This is a genomic window from Clostridium sp. HBUAS56010, assembly GCF_007115105.1.
Lineage (GTDB): Bacteria > Bacillota > Clostridia > Lachnospirales > Lachnospiraceae > Lacrimispora.
On the sequence record NZ_SULJ01000001.1, the window covers coordinates 164185 to 188965 of the forward strand.

18 protein-coding genes are annotated in these 24781 nt (G+C 41.7%); 15 read left to right on the forward strand and 3 right to left on the reverse strand.

The genetic code is table 11. From position 1 onward, the window contains the following. Positions 1-46: 46 nt before the first annotated feature. The 8 genes from FAY33_RS00735 (at position 47) to FAY33_RS00770 (ending at position 11590) form a co-directional block, all read left to right on the forward strand. Positions 47-1663, forward strand: a complete 1617-nt coding sequence (locus FAY33_RS00735; RefSeq protein ID WP_143318852.1) for a glycoside hydrolase family 43 protein — start codon at positions 47-49, stop codon at positions 1661-1663. Further along, positions 1660-3879: an alpha-galactosidase gene (locus FAY33_RS00740; protein ID WP_243126510.1), complete on the forward strand. Its 2220-nt coding sequence runs from the start codon at positions 1660-1662 to the stop codon at positions 3877-3879. Before FAY33_RS00735 ends, FAY33_RS00740 begins: the two co-directional genes overlap by 4 nt. Then, positions 3857-4753, forward strand: coding sequence for a nucleoside hydrolase (locus FAY33_RS00745; protein WP_185967447.1), 897 nt, complete (start codon positions 3857-3859; stop codon positions 4751-4753). Before FAY33_RS00740 ends, FAY33_RS00745 begins: the two co-directional genes overlap by 23 nt. Before the next feature lie 512 nt (positions 4754-5265). Further along, complete coding sequence (locus FAY33_RS00750) at positions 5266-5949, forward strand: hydrolase (protein ID WP_143318854.1); 684 nt, start codon at positions 5266-5268, stop codon at positions 5947-5949. 256 nt (positions 5950-6205) lie between these two features. After that, entirely contained in the window at positions 6206-8083 is a 1878-nt protein-coding gene (locus FAY33_RS00755) for a beta-glucoside-specific PTS transporter subunit IIABC (protein WP_143318855.1), read from the forward strand. Between the two features lie 21 nt (positions 8084-8104). Beyond that, on the forward strand, positions 8105-9520 hold the full coding sequence (locus tag FAY33_RS00760) for a glycoside hydrolase family 1 protein (protein WP_347562652.1): 1416 nt from the start codon (positions 8105-8107) through the stop codon (positions 9518-9520). 22 nt (positions 9521-9542) lie between these two features. Next, positions 9543-10400 carry a PRD domain-containing protein gene (locus FAY33_RS00765; RefSeq protein WP_143318857.1) on the forward strand — a complete coding sequence of 286 codons (858 nt, stop codon included), beginning with the start codon at positions 9543-9545 and terminating at the stop codon, positions 10398-10400. A 59-nt stretch (positions 10401-10459) separates the two neighbouring features. After that, positions 10460-11590, forward strand: coding sequence for an MFS transporter (locus FAY33_RS00770; RefSeq protein ID WP_243126511.1), 1131 nt, complete (start codon positions 10460-10462; stop codon positions 11588-11590). Positions 11591-11760: 170 nt separating this feature from the next. On the opposite strand, the gene FAY33_RS00775 is transcribed toward FAY33_RS00770, so the two are convergent. The 3 genes from FAY33_RS00775 to FAY33_RS00785 all read right to left on the reverse strand — a co-directional run bounded on the left by FAY33_RS00775 (position 11761) and on the right by FAY33_RS00785 (position 16657). Beyond that, the gene (locus FAY33_RS00775) at positions 11761-13431 is read right to left on the reverse strand and encodes a S8 family peptidase (protein ID WP_143318859.1); all 1671 of its coding nucleotides are present in this window, start codon (positions 13429-13431) and stop codon (positions 11761-11763) included. A 148-nt stretch (positions 13432-13579) separates the two neighbouring features. Next, the gene (locus tag FAY33_RS00780) at positions 13580-14134 is read right to left on the reverse strand and encodes a nitroreductase family protein (RefSeq protein ID WP_143318860.1); all 555 of its coding nucleotides are present in this window, start codon (positions 14132-14134) and stop codon (positions 13580-13582) included. A 90-nt stretch (positions 14135-14224) separates the two neighbouring features. Next, a complete protein-coding gene (locus FAY33_RS00785; protein ID WP_143318861.1) occupies positions 14225-16657 on the reverse strand; it encodes a glycosyl transferase in 2433 nt (810 codons plus the stop codon). Positions 16658-16956: 299 nt separating this feature from the next. On the opposite strand from FAY33_RS00785, the gene FAY33_RS00790 reads away from it, so the two are divergent. The 7 genes from FAY33_RS00790 (at position 16957) to FAY33_RS00820 (ending at position 24715) form a co-directional block, all read left to right on the forward strand. Next, positions 16957-17976, forward strand: coding sequence for a LacI family DNA-binding transcriptional regulator (locus tag FAY33_RS00790; RefSeq protein WP_143318862.1), 1020 nt, complete (start codon positions 16957-16959; stop codon positions 17974-17976). 23 nt (positions 17977-17999) lie between these two features. Continuing rightward, positions 18000-19397: an ABC transporter substrate-binding protein gene (locus FAY33_RS00795; RefSeq protein ID WP_143318863.1), complete on the forward strand. Its 1398-nt coding sequence runs from the start codon at positions 18000-18002 to the stop codon at positions 19395-19397. A 54-nt stretch (positions 19398-19451) separates the two neighbouring features. Then, entirely contained in the window at positions 19452-20384 is a 933-nt protein-coding gene (locus tag FAY33_RS00800; protein WP_143318864.1) for a sugar ABC transporter permease, read from the forward strand. Between the two features lie 2 nt (positions 20385-20386). After that, the gene (locus tag FAY33_RS00805; RefSeq protein ID WP_143318865.1) at positions 20387-21226 is read left to right on the forward strand and encodes a carbohydrate ABC transporter permease; all 840 of its coding nucleotides are present in this window, start codon (positions 20387-20389) and stop codon (positions 21224-21226) included. Positions 21227-21327: 101 nt separating this feature from the next. Next, positions 21328-22347, forward strand: a complete 1020-nt coding sequence (gene galE, locus FAY33_RS00810) for a UDP-glucose 4-epimerase GalE (protein ID WP_143318866.1) — start codon at positions 21328-21330, stop codon at positions 22345-22347. Positions 22348-22610: 263 nt separating this feature from the next. Further along, positions 22611-23933, forward strand: a complete 1323-nt coding sequence (locus FAY33_RS00815; protein ID WP_143318867.1) for a putative DNA modification/repair radical SAM protein — start codon at positions 22611-22613, stop codon at positions 23931-23933. Next, on the forward strand, positions 23933-24715 hold the full coding sequence (locus FAY33_RS00820) for a TIGR03915 family putative DNA repair protein (RefSeq protein ID WP_347562637.1): 783 nt from the start codon (positions 23933-23935) through the stop codon (positions 24713-24715). Before FAY33_RS00815 ends, FAY33_RS00820 begins: the two co-directional genes overlap by 1 nt. The last annotated feature ends 66 nt before the right edge of the window (positions 24716-24781 follow it).

Genomic DNA, 24781 nt, shown 5'->3' on the forward strand with positions numbered 1-24781 from the left:
GACAGAATACTGGCTGACAGTAAGGGAAAACATAAGGAGGCGCATTATGAATACAGAGACTGCACATACAAATCTTCCTGAGAGAGCCGTGATTCATAATCCGGTTTTAAGAGGGTTTCACCCCGATCCCTGCATCTGCAGGGCAGAGGGAAAGTACTATATGATTACATCCACGTTTGAATGGCTTCCCGGCGTATCCCTTTATGAATCCGAGGATCTGGTCAACTGGACTTCCAAAGGAGGAATATTAAAGGATCTGGATTTAAGGGGGATTCCCGATTCAGCTGGGATCTGGGCGCCTGCCCTTTCCTATGATAACGGGATTTTCTATCTTATTTATACCGTAAGCAGGCAGATTGACGGCTATTTTAAAGATGTGGAAAATTATGTTACAACCTCCCCTTCCATAGAGGGACCGTGGAGCACTCCTGTCTTTATCAATGCTTCCGGCTTTGATCCTTCCATGTTTCATGAAAATGGAAAACATTATGTGTTAAATCCCCAGTGGGATTCCAGACCTTTAAAAGGGCACCAGAAGTTCAACGGACTGATTCTTCAGGAATTTGACATGGAGAAAGGAATGGTGGGCCGGTCAGAAGTGGTATTCCGGGGAAGCGGTACAGGCGGAACGGAAGGTCCTCATCTGATGAAGAAGGACCAATATTACTACATCCTTGCAGCCGAGGGCGGTACCGGTCGGCATCATTCCATCTGTGTGGCCCGGTCTGAGAACTTATGGGGGCCTTATGAAATATCCCCTTACCATCCGCTGATTACATCCTGGGAAAAGGATACGGTGTTAAAGAAATCGGGACACGGCAATTTTGTGGAAACTCCCGATGGAAGCTGGTACATGACCCATCTGTGCGCCCGGTATCTGAAAGAGGAACCGGTCTGTGTTCTGGGCAGGGAAACAGCGCTGCAGAAGATTGTATGGATCGACGGCTGGCCTAGAATGGTACAGGGGGACTGTGTGCCTCATTTAGAAGTGGAAGCACCAGAGGGAGCTGTAAAAAAGGAAACCTTCAAAGAGTACCGGACATTCTTTTCTAAGGACACGGATCTGGAACAGGAGGAGTGGCTGTCACTGCGCCGTCCCTTGGGTCATAAGACTCTGATTACAGACCAGGGGCTTTTGTTAAAAGGGAACGATTCCCTTACTTCTTTGTTTGACCAGTCTGTTATTGCAAGAAGATGGGAGAGCTTTTGCTTTACGGCAGGAACCAGTGTGAAATTTAATCCCTATCATTATTCCCAGTCCGCAGGGTTGGTTTGCTATTACAACACAAAGGTGTTTCATTACCTCTATATAGGATATGATGAGAAAAAACAGTGTCCCATGGTCAATCTTTTAACCAACGATAATTTCCAGTTCCAGGAACCATTGGAAGGGCAGTATGAATATCTGCCAAAAACAGTGGAATGGGTACGGCTGAAAGTCTGTGTTAACCAAAAAAACCTGCAGTTTTATTACGCAGCAGGGGATGAGGAATTTAAAAAGATCGGACCGGTTCTGGACGCTTCCATATTAAGCGATGAACATGCAGATGGCTGGGCTTATACAGGAGCGGTAGTAGGAATTACGGCCGTTGATAATTTTAATAAGGATACATCGGCTCTGTTTAAAGAGTTTTACCAGACAGAAGGGGAGGAAAAACTGTGATTCGTGTATTGGAGCAGGAAAGGACGTTTCATCTCGTCACGGCACGTACCTCCATGATTTTTCATGTAATGCCAAGCGGTCACCTGATAAGCCTTTACTGGGGCAGCAGGGTTGAGGAGGAGGCGTTCAGCCTTATTGCAAAGGATATAAAAAAGGCAAGCTATTTATGCGGCACAGACGGAATCAAGGATTTCAGGCTGGAACAGTATCCGGTGCTCTATCCTTCCTGGGGAAATCCGGATTTGAGAAAGCCGGCCTTTCAGTTTTCCTATGAAGACGGTTCACAAATGACAGATCTTCGGTTTTTTGGATACCGGCAGTATCAGGGGAAAAAGAAACTGGAAGGGCTGCCTTCGGTCTTAACGGAAGAAGCCCAGTGTCTGGAACTAATATTGAGAGACAGTATAAGCGGAGTGGAAGTAACCCTGACCTATGGAGTTTTTGAAGCCTATGATGCCATAACCCAAAGCGTAAAGGTAACAAATGGAAATCAGGGAGCCATGCAGATCGAACGGCTGATGTCTGGGTGCTTTTCCTTTCTGGATGACCAGTATGATGCCATTACTCTAAATGGAGCCTGGGCCAGGGAATGTCATGAGAACAGGCAGAGAATCAGACAGGGTAGTTTCTGCGTGGAAAGCTTAAGAGGAGCCAGCGGCCATGGCCAGAACCCGTTTCTGGCACTGGCAGAGCCTGGAGCAGAGGAAGATAAGGGCAATGTATGGGCCATGAATCTGATCTACAGCGGAAGTTTTGAGGCAGGCGTTGAAGTGGATATGCACCAGAATACCCGGTTTATGATGGGAATCCAGTCCTTTGGATTTTCCTGGCGGCTGGAAAAGGGAGAATCCTTTGTAAGTCCTGAGGTGGTAATGATCCATTCCGGACAGGGGCTTGGGGCCATGTCAAGAAGCTTTCACCGGCTCTACCGGGAATGTCTGCTTCCAGAAGCCTTTCGGGAAGGGACAGGCAGAAAAAGACCGATCCTGATTAATAACTGGGAAGCCACCTATTTTGATTTTGATAAGAAAAAGCTTTTGGAGCTGGCAGATGAAGCGGTCAAACTGGGAATGGAATGCTTTGTACTGGATGACGGCTGGTTTGGAAAACGAAACAGCGATGAAAGCTCCCTGGGTGACTGGACGGAGAACCGGGAGAAGCTGGGAGGAAGCCTGAGAGAACTGGCGGAAGAAATCCGCAGCCGGGGACTTTTATTTGGTCTGTGGTTTGAACCGGAGATGGTGTCACCGGACAGCGGCTTATATAGAAGCCATCCGGAGTGGGCCATTCAGGTCCAGGGGCGTCCCATGCAGCTTGCCAGGAACCAACTGGTGTTAGATATAAGCTGCAAAGAGGTGCAGGATTATATCATTGAATCCGTTGACCGGATTCTTAGGGAGGTTCCTGTGTCCTATGTAAAGTGGGATATGAATCGCAATATAACGGAATGGAATTCCTGTTTTCTTCAAGGGGACCGGCAAAAGGAACTGGGACACCGGTATATTCTTGGGCTTTACCGGATTTTAGAGGAACTGACCCGGCGTCATAAAGATGTGCTGTTTGAAGGCTGCGCGGGAGGCGGAGGACGTTTTGATCCTGGAATGCTTTATTACATGCCTCAGATCTGGACTAGCGACGATACGGATGCCGTGGAGCGGCTGGACATTCAGCTTGGGACCTCCTATGTATATCCCTCGGTGACCATGGGCTGCCATGTATCGGCCTGTCCAAACCACATGATAGGAAGAATTACGCCTCTTTCCACCAGAGGTCTGGTTGCCATGCAGGGCAATCTGGGGTATGAACTGGATCTGACGTCACTGAGAGAAGAAGAAAAACAGGAAATCCACAGGCAGACGGATTTTTACAAACAAATCCGGGAAATTGTCTGGAACGGGGAACTGTACAGGCTGAAAAAAGAAGGAAATGAACGGGCTTTTCTGTATATTTCAGAGGACGGAAGCAAAGGAATGGTAAGCTTTGTTCAGATTCTTGCAAAGGCCAATACCGTTCCCAAAAGGTTGAAGCTGAAAGGATTAAAAGCAGAAGCCTTATACCGGGTGGAACGGGTGGGAGAAGCTGACCGCATGGTTGTGCATGGAAGTTTTCTTATGAACATAGGCCTGGATTTAAAACGGTCCCAGGGAGATTTCCATGGGGAACAGTGGTTGCTTTACAGAGAGGAGAATTCCAATGCTTTCCATACCGGAGAATAGAAAAGTCCGTGTCATTATATGCAGCGATGCAAAGAATGAGGCCGATGACCAGTATGCCATTGTCCATGCTCTTTTGACCGGAAGCTTTGAGATAAAGGGAATGGTTGCAGTTCATTTCCGGGAGGAAGGCACAAATCGGCTTTCTTATGAAGAGATGAAGAAGCTGGCTGTGCTTACAGGAACAAAGGGGCAGTACCCTGTTTTATTAGGTGCAGATAAAAGGCTGGAGAGCAGGGAAACCTATGAATACAGCCAGGGAGCTCAGTTGATCGTTAAGGAAGCGTTAAAGGAGGATGAGCGTCCTCTCTATATACTGAACCTGGGGGCACTGACGGATATAGCTGCGGCAATACTCAGACACCCGGAGATCCAGAACCGCCTGACAGCGGTCTGGGTGGGAGGAGGACGCTATCCCCAGGGAGGGAATGAATGCAATCTCAACAATGATATGCTGGCAGCCAGAGTCCTTTTTTCTTCGTCTGCGGCATTGTGGCAGATTCCAAGCAATGCCTATAAGACCACTCTTGTTTCCGTTGCAGAATTGAAGCTCCGGGTAGGACCCATGGGAGAACTGGGAGCCTACCTTTACCGTCAGCTCATAGAGTTTGCGTCTGCCAATATGGAACACAAGTCCTGGATCAATCCCGAATGCTGGGTTATGGGAGATTCTGGTGCAGTGGGAGTCCTTTTGGACCCTCAGAAGGGATATTACCGGGAGGAAGAAGCTCCTGATTTTGATGATAACAGCAGATATGTGAAAAAACCGGGCAACCGGAAGATCAGAATCTATGACAGGCTCAATAATCGTATGATTATAGAAGATATGTTCAGTAAGATACAGCTGTATTATTTATCCTTACAGAAAAAAGTTTAAAAATTTTTGTAAGGATAAAGCTTACACAAAGGTTCACATGAGAAGTAAAGGGAACGGACCCTTGATCGAGAGATTTGTGGAGTTAAAATAACAATAAGAATTCATGAAAAGAAATATTGACAAATTCTGACATATGTAGTAAAATACATATATACAAAAGAAGATGTTACATATAATTTAAAATACAAATGATTGCTTTCAAAAGATAAAACAAACCCGAAGTCTTAATTGATTTCGGGTTTGTTGTGTTTAGAAAAATATAAAAGTGATTTCTCAAAATTTAGAATGACATTGATTCCAGGTGTATGTTATAATGTGAAAAATGGTTTAAAATAATTGTGGTAGTGTAAAGTAGAGTATGAAAAAATATGTCTCTTTCAATTCTCTGAATTCATTTATTATGGGGCATGAGCACCTGTAAGCCTAAAATTGATGGGCATTCAGCCTGAACTTGTTAGGAATCCACAAGTAAAATAACTGGTCATCCGGAGTATTAAAGAGGGGGCAAACATATGAAGGAAAGATTTGTGCCAAGAATTAACACACAGTTAAGAAGCCATACCGTAATTGTGCCGGATGCCATTAATCGGGCAACGGGAATTATTATCAATGGACATCGGATTAAATCACTGTTATTTTCTACAGATGTTGCGATCATAGCAAACAGCAATGCGGATGCAATTATTGCCTTATATCCCTTTACTCCAACCATGCAGATTACAAAAGCTATTATAGATGTAGCACAGAAGCCTGTTTTTGCCGGTGTGGGTGGCGGAACCACTTCTGGGGCGAGAGTCCGGGACATCGCTCTTGATGCGGAGTTACATGGAGCCACAGCCGTTGTGTTAAATGCGCCTACGAAGACGGACTTTGTTCGGCAGCTAACCGAATATGTTGATATTCCAATTGTATTGTCTGTTATCTCCATCAATGAAAATCTGGAAGAGCGAATGCTTCTCTCAGGCGCCAGGATTATGAATGTCTCAGGAGGCAAGAATACAGTAGAGATTGTTAAGGCTTTGCGCAGGATTGATGAGACATTTCCGATTATTGCTACGGGAGGACCCAATAGAGAGACGATTGAGGCAGTGATTGAAGCTGGAGCAAATGCAGTAACCTATACGCCGCCAACCAATGGTGAGATATTTAGAAATCTTATGAATGAGTATCGTAATCGCTGTAAAGAGCAGGATTAATGGTATAGAATGCTGAAAAGCTTAAAATGTAGTTGCATGGCGGTTATAATCGTGTTATATTTAATTTGTATCAAATACAACTGAATAAGTTTGAGAGAAGACGTGTTACTGGTAATGCAGGCAAGATCGGATTAAACGAATGGGAATAAGACAGATGGGGTATTTTGTCTTATGAGGAAGTCGTTTGATTGGGTCTTTTTATTTTGTCAATCTAAAGGGAAGAGAAAATAAAAAATACTTGAAAGGGGTTTTGAACATGAATTATAATCAAATAGCCAAAGATATTATTAAGAATGTTGGCGGGTCCGGAAATGTAAAAGCATTGACCCACTGTTTTACAAGATTGCGATTTCAGTTAAAAGATTCAAAAAAAGCGAATAAAGAAATGATTGAACATCTGGAAGGTGTTATTTCTGTAGTAGAAAGCGGTGGGCAGTTCCAGGTGGTGCTGGGAACAAAAGTGAACAATGTTTACGATGCAATGGTTCCTTTGCTGTCTGTGGAGGAAAGCACAGAACTTGGCGAAGAGAAGGTTTCCATCTGGAACCGGATTCTGATTGCGGTTTCTGCCATGTTCACACCTATGGTTCCGGCAATTGCAGCATCAGGACTTTTAAAGGGATTTCTTACCATAGCCAAAATTATCGCTGCGAAGCATGGAGTGGATATTACTTTAAATCAGACCTATACACTTTTGATGGCAGGTACGGATGCGCTGTTTTATTTTATGCCGATTATTTTAGCTTATACCAGTGCAAAAGTATTTAAAGCCAATGAGTTTATTGCCATGGCACTTGGAGGAACGATGTGTTATCCTTCGGTCGTGGCATTGATGACGGGGCAGGATGTAGTAAGTATGTTTGGGGTAACAATTACAAAAGCAAGCTATGCCTCTTCCGTAATTCCTATTATCATCGGAGTTTTTATTCTGTCCTATGTACAAAAGTTCTTAGAAAAGATAATACCGGAAGTTTTAAAGATTATTCTTGTGCCTGGTCTTTCTCTTTTAGTTATGATACCTGCTACTTTTATGGTATTTGGTCCTATCGGTATTTATATTGGCAATGCGATTAATTTTATCTATAGCGGAATGATGAATTTAAGTCCGGCAATCTGCGGAGCCTTTATTGGAGGAATGTGGTGTGTGTTTGTTATATTTGGAGCCCACAGAGCCCTTCTTCCTATTGGAATTAATGACGTAGCACAGTTTGGACATCAAAATCTTCTTGCATTTGCAGGCGCTGCTAACTTTTCCCAGGGTGGGGCCGCTCTTGGAGTAATGTTAAAAAGCAGAAATAAAGATTTAAAAACAGTAGCAGCATCAGCCGCTATTTCTGCTTCCGTCTGTGGAATTACAGAACCCGCTATCTATGGCTGCAATCTACGTTTAAAACGTCCCATGATTTATGCCATCATCTGTGGGGCAATTGGTGGAGCAATTATGGGAATTGGCGGTGTGTATGGAGATTCTTTTGCCAATAATGGTATTCTTACCTTTGCAACGTATGCCGCATTTGGAATGAGAAAATTTGCGTATTATCTGATTGGTGTAGGAGTTTCTTTCTTTGGGGCAATGATACTTACTTACCTGTTTGGTTTTGATGAAACGGAAGGTAAGAAAAAGAAAGAAGAAATATCAGTTCCTGTTAAAGCGAATACCAATGTTTCAGAAGCAGATATTTTAATTGATTCTCCTATTGAGGGAGAAGCGGTTTCCATGACGGAAGTAAACGATGAAGTTTTCTCATCTTTAGCGCTTGGCAATGGAATTGCGATTATTCCTGAAAAAGGAGAGGTAGTTGCACCAGAAGACTGTACGGTAACCTTAATCTATCCAACCCTTCATGCTCTTGGTCTTATGTTGGATAATGGTGTTGAAATGATTATACATGTTGGTATTAATACGGTTCAGTTGGAAGGAAAACATTTTAAAAAGTTTGTAGAAGAAGGAACACATATTGCAAAGGGAACAAAGATTCTGGAATTTGATATAGATGCGCTAAAGAAAGATGGTTACGATACCATCGTTCCTGTAATCGTAAGCAACACCTCTGTGTTTAAGGAGGTTTCCGGTATCGCTGGTATAAATGCAGCATTCAATAAGCCGGTAATTGCAATCCAGAAGAATCAGTAAAGGAGGTTTGAGATGAAAAAAATAAATACAAAATTCCCGGAAGGCTTTTTGTGGGGAGCATCATCTTCCGCATTCCAGATCGAAGGTGGCTGGGATGAAGGCGGCAAAGGCCCCAGCGTTGCTGATATCAATTCTTTTAAACGTTCTCATTTACAGGCGGACAGTAAAGTTGCCAGTGATTTTTTTCATCACTGGCCTGAGGATATCGGGCTGATGAAAGAATTGGGACTGGATATATACCGTTTTTCCATAGCGTGGTCCAGAATTATACCGGATGGAGACGGGGAGATGAATCAGGCTGGAATTGATTTTTACAACGATGTGATAAATTGTCTGTTGGAGAATGGGATTAAGCCATTTATCACCTTGTACCACTTTGATCTTCCTTATGCCCTTGTTGAGAAATACAATGGCTGGGAGTCAAGGGAATGTGTCAAAGCTTTTGAGCGTTATGCCAGAATATGTTTTGAAGAATTCGGCGACAGAGTCACTTACTGGCAGGTCCACAATGAACAAAACCTCATGGTTCGTGTGGATGAAAGAGTAAATATTAATTCAGACGATAAGTGGGAAGCGGATCGACAGCGGGCACAGATGGATTATCACATGTTTCTGGCTCATGCCCTGGCAGTAAAAGCATGTCATGCCATAATTCCGGAAGGAAAGATTGGTCCTGCAATATCTTCTACCTGTACTTATCCAAGCAGTAATCGTCCTGAGGATGTATGGGCAGCCCGTTTAAATGACTGGTTTAAAACAGACTACTGTCTGGATATGCACTATTATGGACGGTATCCGGGATATTACATGCGATATCTGGAGGAAAGAAAGATTGTCCCCATTATGTTCGATGGAGATGAGGAGATCTTAAAAGATGCAAAAATGGATTTTATTGCATTAAACTATTATCGGACTCTTTGTGTCAGCTATTTACCGGCAGATGAATCTCATCCAAGAGGGGAGAGAACATTTCCCACGAATGAGGTGGATTTCGACCAGTATGGCTATTTCCATCATATAAAAAATGAACATCTGGCTTCCAGTGAGTATGGAGCACAGATTGATCCATTAGGGCTTCGAACGGTACTGAATAATTACTATCAGAAGTACCACCTTCCTCTTATTGTTACGGAAAATGGTCTTGGTACGGCTGACACCTTAACAGAAGATGAACAGGTTCATGACGATTACAGGATTGAATACTTAAAAGCACATATTCTTGCATGCAGCCAGGCAATAGAAGATGGAGTTGAAATGCTTGGGTATGCCCCATGGTCTTTCATGGACTTACTCAGTTCCCATGAAGGATTTAAAAAACGTTATGGGTTTGTTTATATCAATCGGGATGATCATGATTTGAAAGATATGCGCCGAATTAAAAAAGACAGCTACCATTGGTATCGGCGCGTCATTGAAACCAATGGAGAGGATCTCTAAACAACAGAAATGGGGTTGGATTATGAGAGTTATTAAAGTAATGAATAATTCACTGCTGCTGGCACTTGATGACAGTGGCAGGGAAGTGATCCTGATGGGAAAAGGCATTGGCTTTCATAAATCCATTGGTCATCATTTAAAAAGTGAAGACATTGAAAAAGTGTTCGTGTTAAAAGACCGGTCTATTTCAAAGAACATTATACGGCTTGCTTCTGAAATAGACAGTACTTATTTTGAACTGGCAAAACAGGTGATTGACTATGCCATTGAGGCTTTTTCGATGGAACTGATGGAACATATCTATCTGGGACTTACCGATCACCTTTCTTTTGCTGTAAAAAGATATCACCAGGGGATTTTTATACAGAATTTTTATACGCAGACATTAAAGCGTTTTAATCCGGAGGAATATGAAGTAGGGCTATACGCATTACGGCTTATAAAGGAGCGGCTTGATGTAGATTTACCAATTGGTGAGGCGGGTAATATTGCATTTCATTTTATCAATGCCCAGACAAATAATTCGAATGAAACGGACAACCAGATTATATTTGAGACGGTCAAAGGGATTCTTGATATTGTCAAATACAATTTCTCTATCATTTATAATGAAGAAGGAATGGGCTATAACCGATTCCTCACTCATTTAAGGCTTTTTGCCCAAAGACTGGTTAAGGGAAGCCAGGATTTGTATGATTATGAGGATGCTTTTTACGACCATGTGATTGAGAGCTGTCCAAGTGAATATGAATGTGTGAAGAAGATTGGAATCTATATCCAGGAAAAGTTTACCACCCGGTTGTCCAGGCAGGAAGAAATATATCTGACTGTTCATATTCATCGTATACGAGAAGAATATTCTCAACAGAAAAAGAAATGAAGGAACATAAATTGAAGAAACAAACATTTACGCGCAGGCAAGAGATAAGCTACCTCATTATGGTTTCTTTGTTTTGGTTTGCGCAGTATATTTATATCCCCTTTCAAACCACTTATTTGACTTTTTTAGGAGTAAGCAGTACTTTTATAGGAATTGTGGTTGGTGGATATGGAATTACTCAGTTGATTTTCCGTTTTCCCCTTGGAATCTGTGCTGATTCCCTGGGCAGACATAAATGTTTCATCATGGCAGGAGCTCTTTTTTCCGGGCTGGCATCACTTTTCCGGATATTTTGGGATTGTGGACTGGGATTTCTGGTTGCAAATCTTTTCTCTGGACTTGCATCTGCCATGTGGATTTCATTTATGGTGTTTTATACCAATCACTTTTCAGCAAAAAGCCAGCAGTGTGCCACCAGTAAAATTGTGATGTTTAATAACTTTGGTATGCTTTTGGGGTTCCTTTTCAGTACGGTCAGTTATAGAATCATAGGCATGAAAGGCATTTGCATATTAAGCGTGATGGCGGGAATTGCAGCTTTTTTCGTGTCTTTTCAGATTAAGGAATCCTGCAGCAGAAACAATACTGTTAATTTAAAAGTTTTATTTTCTGTTTGTAAACGAAAGAGATTATGGCTGTTCTCCATCCTTGCCTTAATACAGCAAGGAATTCAGCTTACAACCGCCATGTCATTTACTAATCAGATATTAAAAGATCTTGGTGCATCCAATGAACTTATTGGAATATCTTCTATTATATATATGATTTCTGCTGTATGTTTTGCCGCATTTGCTTCTACATTTTTATGCTGCCGCAAAGGACCCAGGTTCTGGATTCCCTTTGTATTTGGAATCGTAGCGGTATACTGCATTCTGGTACCATCAGCAGATACGGTTCAGGAACTTTTGCTGCTTCAGATTCTTCCTGGCATGTCTACCGGGATTTTGTTTTCTTATCTGACATCGGAAGCGATGTGTGGTATTCCCTCTGACAGACGTTCCACAGCTATGGGGCTTTTTCAGGCAGTTTATGCAATTGGTATGACCACATTTCCTGTTTTTACAGGTTTTCTGGCTTCGTCTTTCAGTATGAGGACCGGATATCTGACTCTTGCCGGAATTGCTTTGTCGGGCATGGTAATATCATCTCTGTATTATGTAAAAAAACACAGAAGTAACATGAAAATTTAAACAAGAATAAAATATTGTTACGATAGCAGCTTTAATGGAACACAATGCACAAAATACGCCTTGGTATGGGTTTAATCCAGACCAAAGCGTATTTTTATGTGATTAAGATGTTTTTTATACAAAATGTCATTACAGATTCATGTTTCAACTTCCCGTTGTTTGGAATTATTCTAAAAGGCTGAAATACGTTCAAATAAGTGAAATGCGTCAATTTTTCCATATCCCCATATGTTGTTTGGATAAGAATTGGAATCGCTTCGCCTTGCGCCGCGAACAATCATACGATTGATCGTATGACCTGTGATTGAGGTCTGGTTTCCCTGGCAGACCCCCCAGTCCATGACAAGAGATGCTATTCCGGCAGCGTGGGCAGCAGCGGCACCTGTGCCTGTAAGAGTCCCATAACTGTTTCCGGGAATGGCACAGGGGATTTTGTAACCTGGTGCGGCAACATCAGGAGTGATTGCTCCAAAACGGCTGTATCCTCTGCCTGATTCTTCCAGAATGTGGTTGGTAAACTGGTTATAAGCGGTGACAGTAAGCGGATTTCTTGCATTGGCAGGAGATGTAATTGTAGTTGAAGATGTGTAATCATAAAAATAAGTTTCTGAAGAGATTAAATTGCTGGAAGGAAGCCAGGCGTGTAAATTAAAAGGCTCATTTTCCATGTTACAGACTTTTAAGATCCAGGATCCCGGCAGAGGATCTTTAAAACGTACCAGAATAAGCTGATCTCCCGATTCCCCCTCCATAGTAATGTTGTTAACCCATATTTTACTGTCACCATGGAGCATCTCATAGTTTTTACAGCCACTGTGGATAGGAGGCTGGCTGGTAAGATATGCTCCATCAGGAGAGACAATTTCCAGTGAGATTCTTCCAGGTGGAAACGGCCATATTTCCAGAGATAGGGATTCTTTATTCCCAACGTTCAGACAAAAACTATTTTCATATGGGGGTGAGGTTACATCATAATAATAGTGCCTTTTTTTATTTCCTTCATTGCCAACTGCAATGGTAACGTCAGTTTTTGGCAGATTGACAATTTGGTCTAAGTAGGAGCTGAGAGCACCTCTGCCGCTGTGTCCGCCCTGGCTGCTCCCCAGAGCAATACATAGAATCAGTGGCCGGTTCAGCCGTTGGGATAAAGATAACAAAAAGCGGATTCCAAGAAGAATGTCAGATTCCTGATAGCAAAGTGAATCATCAGACACAAGAAAAATATTTTTCAGGCTGCTTTTTGCTTCCTTTAGTTTGACAACAGCCAGTTTTGTTTGTGGTGCAATGCCTGTAAAAGATTCCTCTTCGTCAGGAGTGCCGGAGATAATACTGGCAATTGCGGTTCCATGCCCATTCATATCGGTTGTGGGAACTATATGTAAAGGATTATTTGATTTTAATGCAGTATTAATATGTTTGTTGCTGTATTCTGAACCGTAATGAAATCCTTCCGGAGGCTTTCCGCTTTGATCTGTCTGATCCCATATACTCAGAATCCTGGTGGAACCATCATGGTTACGAAAGGCAGGGTGTTGGTAATCAATTCCAGTATCAATGACCCCTACAATGACTCCTAACCCATTGAGATTTAGCTGGGCTCGCTTTTTTATATCTTCAACCCCGGATTTTTCCATACTCACTTTTGAGCAAAGGGTAAAAAGTGAGGGAAAACTATCGTAAGAATAAAATCCCAGATCGCAGAGATCCATATTGTTTTTATGCAGGTGAAGCAAGGAATACTTTTCGTTAAGTCTGGTTGCGGTTTGTTCAAAATGCGAACTGGGAATCAGAGAGTTGCTTATAATTAGGTCATAATATTCGTTGTCCAGAATTTTTTCCATGAAAAGCCTCCTAGCATTAATGTGCATAGTATATATAGAGTATATGCAGATGAATGCGTTGGCTTGCATGAAAGAATTCAATAAAACAGCCTCATCCTGCCTTTACTCCTGTTTGGGAGATCGGACCAGGGTGAGGCTTATTGCCCTTTTATGATTCTGGATCAGATTTGCCTTTTTCAATTCCATCAAAGGAATCAAAGAAAACCTCATGTTCTATATCAAACCGTTTCCCATGGAGTGGGTGAGGGCGGCAGTCTTCTCTTGGATATCCAAGGGGGAGAAGTGCGACAGGAGTCAGAAAATCAGGAATCTGAAATGCAGTGCGGATAGCTTCCGGGTCGAAGTGTCCAACCCAGGTAGTGCCAAGACCTAAGTCAGCTGCCTGAAGCATCATATGTGTGGTTACAATGCTGGCATCAACCATTCCCATATCTTTCTGGTCGTAAGATCTTTTCCAACTGGCGGTGGAGTCATAGCATACCAGCAGTGCCATGGGAGCATGGAAATGATAGACGGTACAGGATTTTAGTTTTTCCAGATTCTCCGGACTTTCAATTACCAGAATTCTTTGCGGCTGGTAGTTGACTGCAGTAGGGGAAACTCTGCCCGCCTCTAAAATCATGTCAAGTTTATCCCGCTCTACTTTGCGGTCACTGAATTTACGAACGGAGTATCGTTCTTTTGCTAATTGCAAGAAATTCATATAGTAATCTCCTTATCCATTTTTGTTTTGTATTATAACATAGAAGGAGAAAAAAGGCAAAGCCATACTATGGGCTCTGCCTTTTCGTTCTTAGATCATAAGGGTAATGTGATATTCTTTTTTTCCATCAATGAAAGGAATTTCATTTCCTTCTATAGGACTTCCGTCAACGTAAATCAAGGAGGATGTTTTAGTATCGGATTGATTCCGTCTTACATTAATATAGTAGTCCGCTCCCCGGAATTTTCGTACTGCTGAAAATTCTTTTATAAAATCAGGAAGACAGGGATCTAGAATCAGTCCGTGAAAGCCGGGACGAATTCCGAGAATGTACTGGGATATATTGACAAAGGACCATGCGGCAGTTCCCGTAAGCCAACTGTTTTTTGCTTCACCAAAATTTTTCGCATCTTTACCTGCAATCATCTGGGAATAGACGTATGGTTCTGTTTTATGAATCTCACTGATTTCTTCCAGGTAAGCAGGACAGGTTCTTTGATATACTTCAAAAGCCCGGTTTCCTCTGCCCACCATGGTTTCTGCAATGGAAATCCAGGGATTATTATGACAGAAGATTCCTGCGTTTTCTTTATATCCGGGTGGATAGGAGGTGATTTCACCCAGATGTTTCTGATAACCGGAGTAAGCTGGCTGGAGAATCACAATGCCATAAGGAGTGTCTAAATATTCCTTTACGCTGTCCAGAGCCTGTATGGCAAGCCCGTCTTTTATACCAATGCCTCCCATAACACAAAAGCCCTGGGGTTCAATAAAGATCTTCCCTTCCTCGCAGTCTTTGGAGCCCACTTTTTCTCCAAACGCGTCATATGCTCTGAGAAACCAGTTTCCATCCCAACCTGATTGATTAACAGCATCAATCATATCTTTGACCGATTGTTCTGCCAAAAGGGCCTCCTCGGTCAATCCTTTTATCTGGCAGATTTTTGCATACTCCATTCCGTATTTTGCATACATGCCTGCAATCATCACCGATTCAGCGACAGGACCTTCCGAAGGACCGGAAGTCTGAAAAGATTCTCCAGGTTCGGTTGAAAAGCAGTTGAGATTCAGACAGTCATTCCAATCGGCACGGCCAATCAAAGGGAGACCATGGGGACCTAAATGAGACTTGGTGAACAAAAAGGACCGTCTTAAATGTTCCATAAGAGGCTGGCTTTTTGATTCATCATTATCAAAAGGAACGGACTCTTCCAGGATATCCCAATCCCCGGTTTCACGGATGTAAGCAGATACGCCTGCGATTAGCCATAGTGGATCATCATTAAATCCGCTTCCGATATCAGAGTTTCCCTTTTTGGTAAGGGGCTGATACTGATGGTAGGCACTTCCATCTTCAAATTGAGTGGCGGCAATGTCAAGGATTCGTTCCCTTGCTCTTTTGGGAACCATATGTACGAATCCTAAAAGATCCTGGCAGGAATCCCTAAATCCCATTCCTCTGCCTGCTCCGGATTCATAGTAAGAAGCGGAACGGGACATGTTAAAGGTAACCATACACTGATACTGGTTCCAGATATTTACCATTCTGGCTGTTTTTTTATCCTCCATGGAAACCGAGTAAGAGGAAAGAAGCTGATTCCAGTATTCCTTTAAAGACAAAAGTGCTTCATCAACCTGGAGGGCGGTATGGTATCTGGCAAGAAGAGAAGCAGCAGATTGTTTGTTGATAATATTTTGACCTTCCCACTTCTGGTCGGCAGGATTTTCACCATAGCCTAAAATAAAGATAAGTTCTTTTTTCTCTCCAGCTTCAAGATGAATGTTGAGACAGTGGGAACCAATGGGAGACCAGCCGCTTGCCATGGAATTGGTGGAGTGGCATTTTTGTACCATATCGGGTTCTTTATTGGAGCCGTATGTACCAAGAAAAGCATTCCGGTCTGTTTCGAATCCGTCAATCTCTGAATTGACAGAATAATAAGCGTAATGGTTTCGGCGTTCTCTGTATTCTGTTTTGTGATAGATGACGGATCCTTCCACCTCCACTTCCCCTATGCTTAGGTTTCTCTGATAATTTGTCATGTCATCCACCGCATTCCACAGGCAGAATTCCACATAGGAAAACAGGGTAAAATCTTTTGGCAGATCTGTTTTATTCATCACGGTTATTTTGTTGATTTCACATGGATCTTTTAATGGTACAAAGGCTGTAACCTCCGCCGTCAATCCCTGCTTGCTCCCTGTATATTTCGTATAACCCAGCCCATGACGGCATTCATAGAAATCGAGAGGGGTCTGTGAGGGCTGCCAGCCTGGATTCCAGATGGTCCCGCTTTCGTTAATATAGTAGTAATGACCATTGCTGTCTAAGGGAACGTTATTATAGCGATACCGGGTCAGCCTCAAGAGCTTTGCATCTTTATAGAAGCTGTAGCCTCCGCCAGTGTTGGAGATCAGGGAAAAGAAATCTTCGCTGCCCAGATAATTAATCCAGGGAAGCGGAGTGTCCGGAGCAGTAATGATATATTCTTTTTCCTGATCATCGAAATAACCATATTTCATAATTGGAAACTCCTTTCGGCTGAAGTTATAAACACAAAAAACGACATTTTACGAAAACGTTTAAGTAAGATAAAAGAAAGATATAAAGCAATAATAGACTATTTATCAAAAAAAAACAAGAGAAAAATATTCTTTTTAATAGAAATACTGTGGCCTATCGTTGTTTACATGTAATAATGCCTAAATTATAAACGTATAATCTATATAAGTTGGATAAAATAATAAAAAAGTATTGATTTTTTTCTGTAAAGGGGGTATAGTGAAGATACGAAAACGATTAAGTGAAAAAGGTGAGACATATGATTTCTATGAAAGAACTGGCGCAGTACTGCGGAGTATCCGTTGCCACAGTAAGTAAGGCACTCAATGATCAGAGTGATATTGGTGAGACAACAAAACAGAGAATTAAAAAGGCAGCAGAAACATTAGGATATTATCCAAATGCTGCCGCAAGATCTCTAAAAACAAACAAAAGTTATAATATTGGAGTTTTGTTTGTAGATGAAGCCAACAGCGGTCTTACTCATGAATATTTCGCAGCCGTACTGGAAGGATTCAAGGTGGAAGCGGAGAAGCAGGGATATGATATCACCTTTATAAACAGTCAGATTGGCAGGAAAAAGGTGTCCTACTACGATCATTGCAGATATCGCAATGTAGATGGAGTTGTGATCGCATGTGTGAATTTTGACAATCCAGAGGTGAACGAACTGCTTTCCAGTGACATTCCCGTAGTTACAGTGGATCATATTCATGAAAATTGTTCCTCTGTTTTATCTGATAATGCAAAAGGCATTGAAGTTCTTCTGAATTATATTTATGAAAAAGGGCATAGAAAGATTGCTTATATACACGGACAGAATACGGCTGTTACCAAATCAAGGCTTACTAGCTTTTACCGGTTTGTTGAAAATCATAACATTGAGATACCGGACAGTTATACCGTGGAAGCAGATTACTTAAATGTTAGTCAGGCAGCTCTTTGCACCAGTAAGTTGCTGGAGCAAAAAGACCCGCCTACCTGTATTTTATATCCGGATGATACGGCGCTGATTGGCGGTCTTAACGAAATAAGGGCAAGAAACTTAAAGGTACCGGAAGACATTTCTGTTGCAGGATACGATGGAAGCAGGATTTCCCAGCTTTTAAATCCCAGGCTTACAACGATTCGGCAGAATACAGCAGCCATAGGCAGTCAGGCTGCTAAAAAATTAATAAGTACGATCGAAACCCCCAAAACTACATTTACAGAGCAGATTATTGTGGAAGGAGAACTGCTTATGGGGGAATCGGTTGGGACTGTAGATGTATCACAATAGTTTTTTAGAAAAGGAGAGGTAATATGAAGAAGAAGGTATTAAGTGGATTCTTATGCGCAGCAATGGTAGTGTCTCTGGCTGCCGGCTGTGGAGCGAAGGATGTAGAAAGCCAGAGTACTGGCAGCAAAGATCCAGCGCAGACGACGGAAAAGGAAGCAAAAAAAGGGGAAGAGTCAGAAGGAAAAGTTATTAATATATATGTTTGGAATGACGAGTTCAAAGAGCGTTTTGATGCTTACTACGCATCAAAGCTGCCTAAGGATTATACGGTGAATTTCGTAACCACACCCAGCGAGAACAATGCGTACCAGAATGCTCTTGATGAAGCCTTGCTAAACCAGGAAAATGCAAAAGCGGATGATAAGGTGGATATGTTTCTTGTAGAGGCAGATTATATTTTAAAATATGTGAATTCTGACAGTACCATGGATTTAAAAGAACTTGGTATTACGGATGAAGATATGTCAAAACAGTATGATTATACCAAAGTAATTGCACAGGATTCCAATGGAGCACAGAAGGGGATATCCTGGCAGGGGTGTCCAGGACTTTACATTTACCGTCGTTCCATTGCAAAAGAAGTGCTTGGTACAGATGATCCTGCAGAAGTTCAAAAGGCAATCAACGACTGGGATTCCTTTGACAAGACAGCAGGAATGATGAAAGACAAAGGATACTATATGGTATCTGGTTTTGATGATACATACCGTACGTTCTCCAATAACGTATCAGCACCATGGGTTGATGGGGATAAAGTAGTCATTGATCCCAATATGGAGAAATGGATTGAACAGACAAAGAATTATACAGATCAGGGATATAATGAGAAAACTGTTTTATGGGCAGCAGAATGGGCATCCGGACAGGGTCCGGAAGGAAAAGTATTCGGCTATTTTATGCCCGCATGGGGAGTTGATTTTGTTATGGCGAAAAACTCTCTTGCGGTTGCAGAAGCAGAGGGCGGCAAACAGGAAGCTGGAAATGGCTCTTATGGAGACTGGGCAGCAACCATTGGTCCTGAATCCTACAACTGGGGAGGAACCTGGCTTTGTGCAGCGGCAGGAAGTGACAATAAAGAGATTGTAGCAGACATTATGAAGACCATCTGCACGGATGACGCAACCATGAAAAAGATTGTTGAAGAAAAGAATGACTTTGTAAATAACAAGACCGTTATGGAAGCTCTTGCAAAGAGCGATTATAAATCGGAATTTCTCGGCGGACAGAATCCTTTGCAGATGTATTGTGATGCAGCAGAAAAGATTGATATGAGCATGATTTCTCCATATGATCAGGGAATTAATGAGAGCTTACAGATTTCCATGCACGATTATTTTAATGGAACTGTTGATAAAGAAACAGCACTGAAGAATTTTTATACTTCAATTAAGGAAAAGTACCCGGATTTAAAGACCGAGTAGCTGAACACTGCAGGGCGGCTGATCCCGCCCTGCATAAAAGCAGGAGGTTTTGCTATGGTAAAAGTAAAAAAGGAAAAGGTCACCAAAAAAGTCAGTTACGCCAAGTGGGGCTATATCTTCCTCATACCGTTTTTTACAATTTATTTGGTGTTTTCTTTTATTCCTTTAATTAATACATTTTATAACAGTCTGTTTGAGAATTACCGTTCCGGTCTTACCCAGATCGGTCCGACTTTTGTGGGATTTGAAAATTACAGTTCTATATTTGAAAGTGATTTGCTTAAATATCTTGGCAATACAATGATATTATGGATTATTGGTTTTGTACCTCAGATCATTATATCCCTCCTTTTGGCAGTCTGGTTTGCGGATATGCGTTTGAGACTGAGAGGCAGTTCATTCTTTAAAACGGTCATTTATCTTCCAAATGTGATTATGGCAGCGTCTTTTGCCATGCTGATATTTGCACTTTTTTCTGATGATGGTCCAATGAATCATTTACTAATTAATATAGGAATATCAAAAGAGCCGGTTCGTTTTTTGACTACCGTATGGGGAACCAGAGGACTGATTGGCCTTATGAATTTTATGATGTGGTTTGGCAACACCACAATTTTACTTATGGCTGCCATTATGGGAGTAGACGGAACTTTGTTTGAAGCAGCGTCAATTGATGGAGCAAAGTCTTTCCAGATCTTTACGAAGATTACCATGCCTGTTATTAAGCCTATTTTTATTTATGTTTTAATTACTTCTTTGATTGGCGGACTTCAGATGTTTGATGTTCCCCAGGTTCTGACCAACGGAAAAGGAAGTCCTGACCGAACCAGCATGACCTTAATTATGTTTTTAAATAATCATCTCTACAGCAAGAATTATGGAATGGCAGGAGCTCTGTCCGTGATCTTGTTTATCATCACAGCACTGCTGAGTCTTGTGGTATTTTTTGTATTAACAGGTTCTGATAAAAAGAAAGGGGGCCGTTAGGAATGAGCAGTTTAAAGAAGATAAAGAAAGTATTTGTTTATGCTGTTTTGTTGATTTTGGTTTTTTTGTGCCTCTTCTTTTTTTACTGTCTTGTAATCAATGCTTCCAGATCCCATCCTGAGATTTCAAAGGGATTCTCCTTTATTCCCGGCAAATCTTTTGGAACGAATCTGTCTCATGTATTAAAGAATAATAATCTTCCTGTTTTACGGGGAGTTTTAAACAGTCTGATTATTGCAGGAAGCTGTTCCGTTCTGTCAGTGTATGTTTCTGCAATGACCGCATATGCAATTCATGCTTATGAATTTCGGTTTCGGAGAGCAGTATATTTATTCATCATTCTAATTATGATGATTCCAACCCAGGTAACGACTCTTGGTTTTTTAAGATTAATTGGTGCAATGGGGTTAATGGATAGCTTTATTCCATTGATTTTGCCATCAATGGCAGCCCCGGTGGTATTTTATTTCATGGTTTCTTATTATGAAAGCAATCTTCCGCTTGAGATTATTGAGTCTGCAAGAATTGATGGTTCTAATGAATTTAATACCTTTCATGTTATTGTCCTTCCGATTGTAAAACCAGCGTTGGCTGTGCAGGGCATCTTTGCGTTTGTTGCTTCCTGGAATAACTATTTTGTTCCTTCACTTGTCTTGAAATCCAACGGAAAGAAAACACTTCCTATTTTGATTGCTCAACTCCGAAGTGCTGATTTTCTGAAATTTGATATGGGGCAGGTGTATATGCTCATAACAATTGCGATCATTCCTGTTGCAATTATTTATCTATGTCTGTCAAAATTCATCATTGGCGGAGTGACGGCTGGAAGCGTGAAGGGATAATACTAAGAAAACTGTAGGTTTTTCTTAGAATTCTGCATTGTCATTTTCTTGAATTCTGCTTATAATGTTCTTAGACATACATATTTAAAGGAGGAAATAAGATGGCAATTTTGGTTACTGGAGGAGCTGGCTACATAGGAAGCCATACCTGTATTGAATTATTACATGCAGGTTATGAAGTGGTAGTAGTGGATAATCTGTGTAATTCCAGCAAAGAGTCTGTAGAGCGTGTCATGGAGATAACAGGAAAAAAGCTGGCATTTTATGAGGCGGATTTACTGAACCGGGAAGCACTTGACCACATATTTGAAAAAGAAAACATAGACGGCGTCATTCACTTTGCCGGCTTAAAAGCAGTAGGTGAGTCCGTAGGAAAACCTCTTGAATATTATCACAATAATATTACTGGAACCCTTATTCTCTGTGATGTGATGAGGAATCATGGGGTGAAGAATATTGTATTCAGTTCTTCTGCAACCGTATATGGCGATCCTGCTTTTGTTCCGATTACTGAGGAGTGTCCAAAAGGAGATATTACCAATCCTTATGGTCAGACAAAAGGGATGCTGGAGCAGATATTAAGTGATTTGAATACGGCAGATCCCGAGTGGAATGTTATGCTTTTACGGTATTTTAACCCTATTGGAGCCCACGAATCCGGACGTATCGGTGAGAATCCAAAAGGAATTCCCAATAACCTTCTTCCCTATATCACCCAGGTAGCGGTTGGTAAATTAGAATGTCTTGGTGTATTTGGAGGGGATTATGATACACCTGACGGAACTTGCGTAAGAGACTACATTCACGTTGTTGATCTGGCAGATGGTCATGTAAAGGCTTTAAAGAAGTTTGAAGGCGCAAAAGGCGGTGTGTGGATCTATAATCTGGGAACTGGTATTGGCTATAGTGTTCTTGATGTGATTCATGCTTTTGAAGAAGCCAACAATTTAAAGATTCCTTATGTTATGAAGGACCGAAGACCTGGAGATGTTCCAAGATGCTATGCAGATCCATCAAAAGCGGAGAGGGAATTAGGCTGGAAGGCAAAACACAGTTTAAAGGATATGTGCTGTGATTCATGGAATTGGCAGAAGAATAATCCGGAAGGATATGCCAGATAACGGTTAGACACTGCAAAATAAATTCCTGTAACAGACACGCGGTTCCAAAAGGGACCGCGCTCTTTTTGTGTGCTTTTTTCTGCGTTTATTGATTTTTGGGGCCTGTTTCTTCTATATATAATACTTTTTCTGTTCTTTGGTTTCATAGTGTGGATTTTAAGTGGTAATTTAACCCAATTGCGAACATACATTCGAAAATGCTTGTAATTTATTATTTGCTATGGTATTATAAAAGAAAATGAACGTGTGTTCGAGGTGGAGATATGTTAATACAGGAAGAGTTGAGCGTACAGGAAAAGTTGGAGATTTTATCAGATGCGGCAAAATATGATGTGGCATGTACTTCCAGTGGAACCGACCGAAAAGGTAAAGCTGGAGCATTGGGGAATACAACAAAGGCAGGAATCTGCCACAGTTTTTCAGCGGATGGCAGATGTATTTCTTTGCTGAAAATATTATTTACCAATCAATGTGTTTATGATTGCAAGTATTGTATCAACAGATGTTCCAATGATGTGCCCCGCACTGCATTTACACCGGAAGAGGTATGCCAGTTAACCATACAGTTTTATCGCAGAAATTATATTGAAGGGCTTTTTTTAAGCTCTGGAATTCTGCACAGCCCCGATTATACCATGGATCTCATTTATCAGACACTTAAAAAGCTGAGAGAGGAATATCACTTTCATGGTTATATTCATGTAAAAGCCATACCAGGAGCTGATCCGGTTCTCATTGAGAAGACAGGTTTTCTTGCAGATCGGATGAGTATTAATCTGGAATTGCCTACTGCAGACGGACTGAAGAAGCTGGCCCCTGGAAAAAGCAGGAGCAAGATCCTGACTCCCATGAAGCAGATTCAGACAGGGATTACAGCCAATCGTTATGAGTTGATGGAATATAAGAAAGCTCCGACTTTTGTACCGGCAGGTCAGAGCACACAGATGATTGTAGGAGCGACTCCGGAGAACGATTTTCAGATGATGATGGTTGCTGAGGCTCTTTATCAGAAGTATGATTTGAAAAGAGTGTTTTATTCTGCATTTGTTCCGGTCAATCAAGACAGCAGTCTGCCTTCCCTCCCGGGAGGTCCTCCCCTTTTAAGAGAACACCGGCTCTATCAGGCAGACTGGCTTATGCGTTTTTATGGATTTCAGGCAGGAGAACTGCTTTCTGAAAGCCGGCCCAACTTTAACGTATTGCTGGACCCTAAGTGTGACTGGGCGCTTCGCCATCTTGAATTATTTCCGATTGAGATTAACACGGCAGATTATTTTTCGCTGCTTCGTATTCCGGGGGTTGGCGTAAAATCAGCTAAGAGAATAATTGCTGCCAGGAAGAATGGCCCCCTGGATTTTTGTGCTTTGAAAAAGATTGGAGTTGTCCTGAAAAGAGCTGTGTATTTTATTACCTGTTCCGGCAGAACCATGTATCCGGTAAAGATTGAGGAAGATTATATTTCCGCACATTTAATCGGTGATGAGCAGAAGAAAGTATGGGATATAGGCAATCATCTTACTTATCGACAGCTTTCCCTTTTTGACGATATGAATGTTCCAGTACTTGCAGGAAATGGAGGAGCCTGATGATGAAGACGGTTTATCTGTGTGAAGACAGTGTAGAAGGAATTTTAAGCGGTATTTATAGTGCGGGAACCAGTGGGAAGAAACATAGCGATATCAAACTTGAAGTTATGGGGGGGACTGACACGATGGAACTGTTCTGCTGTTATGAACAGGTGGATACCAGCCGGGAAAAGGCAGAAAAGGTCATACAGGCAATTAAAAAGAAGATTTCAAGAGACACCTATGCTGCTGTTTACAAAGCCGCATTAAGCGTTGACCGGGACAGGGCAGATAAGATTTACCGGTTTCTCATCTACGGCTTTCGCATTGGAGCGTCTATTAACAGTATGCTGCAGCAAAAAGAGGTGTATGATATCTTTCAGATGTGTCGTTTTGTGGACCATGAGACTCATAACCTTACAGGATTTGTGCGTTTTATGGAGATGGAAAAAGATCTCCTCGTAAGCCGGATAGGGCCTAAGAATGATGTTCTTGTGCTTTTAGCACCTCATTTTGCAGACCGGATGCCAGGGGAAAACTGGGTGATTTATGATGGAAACAGAAAAAAAGCAGCCCTTCATCCGGCAAACCGATCATGGTTTCTTGCAGATATGACTTCTTCCCAGTGGGAGACAAGATTAAAAAAAGCAGCAGAAGAAGATGTTTATGAAGACCTTTTTAAGCGCTTTCGCAAAAGTGTGACCATTAAGGAGAGGAAAAATCCGATTTGCCAGCAAAATCATATGCCTTTGCGATATCGTCCATATATGCCGGAGTTTTCAGACGGTTTAAAAGATACTTAAATTAAAGCCTTGCCTTTTTCCTTTTTTTCAGTTATGATGGAATAAGATTTCAGATCTGAGATCGTT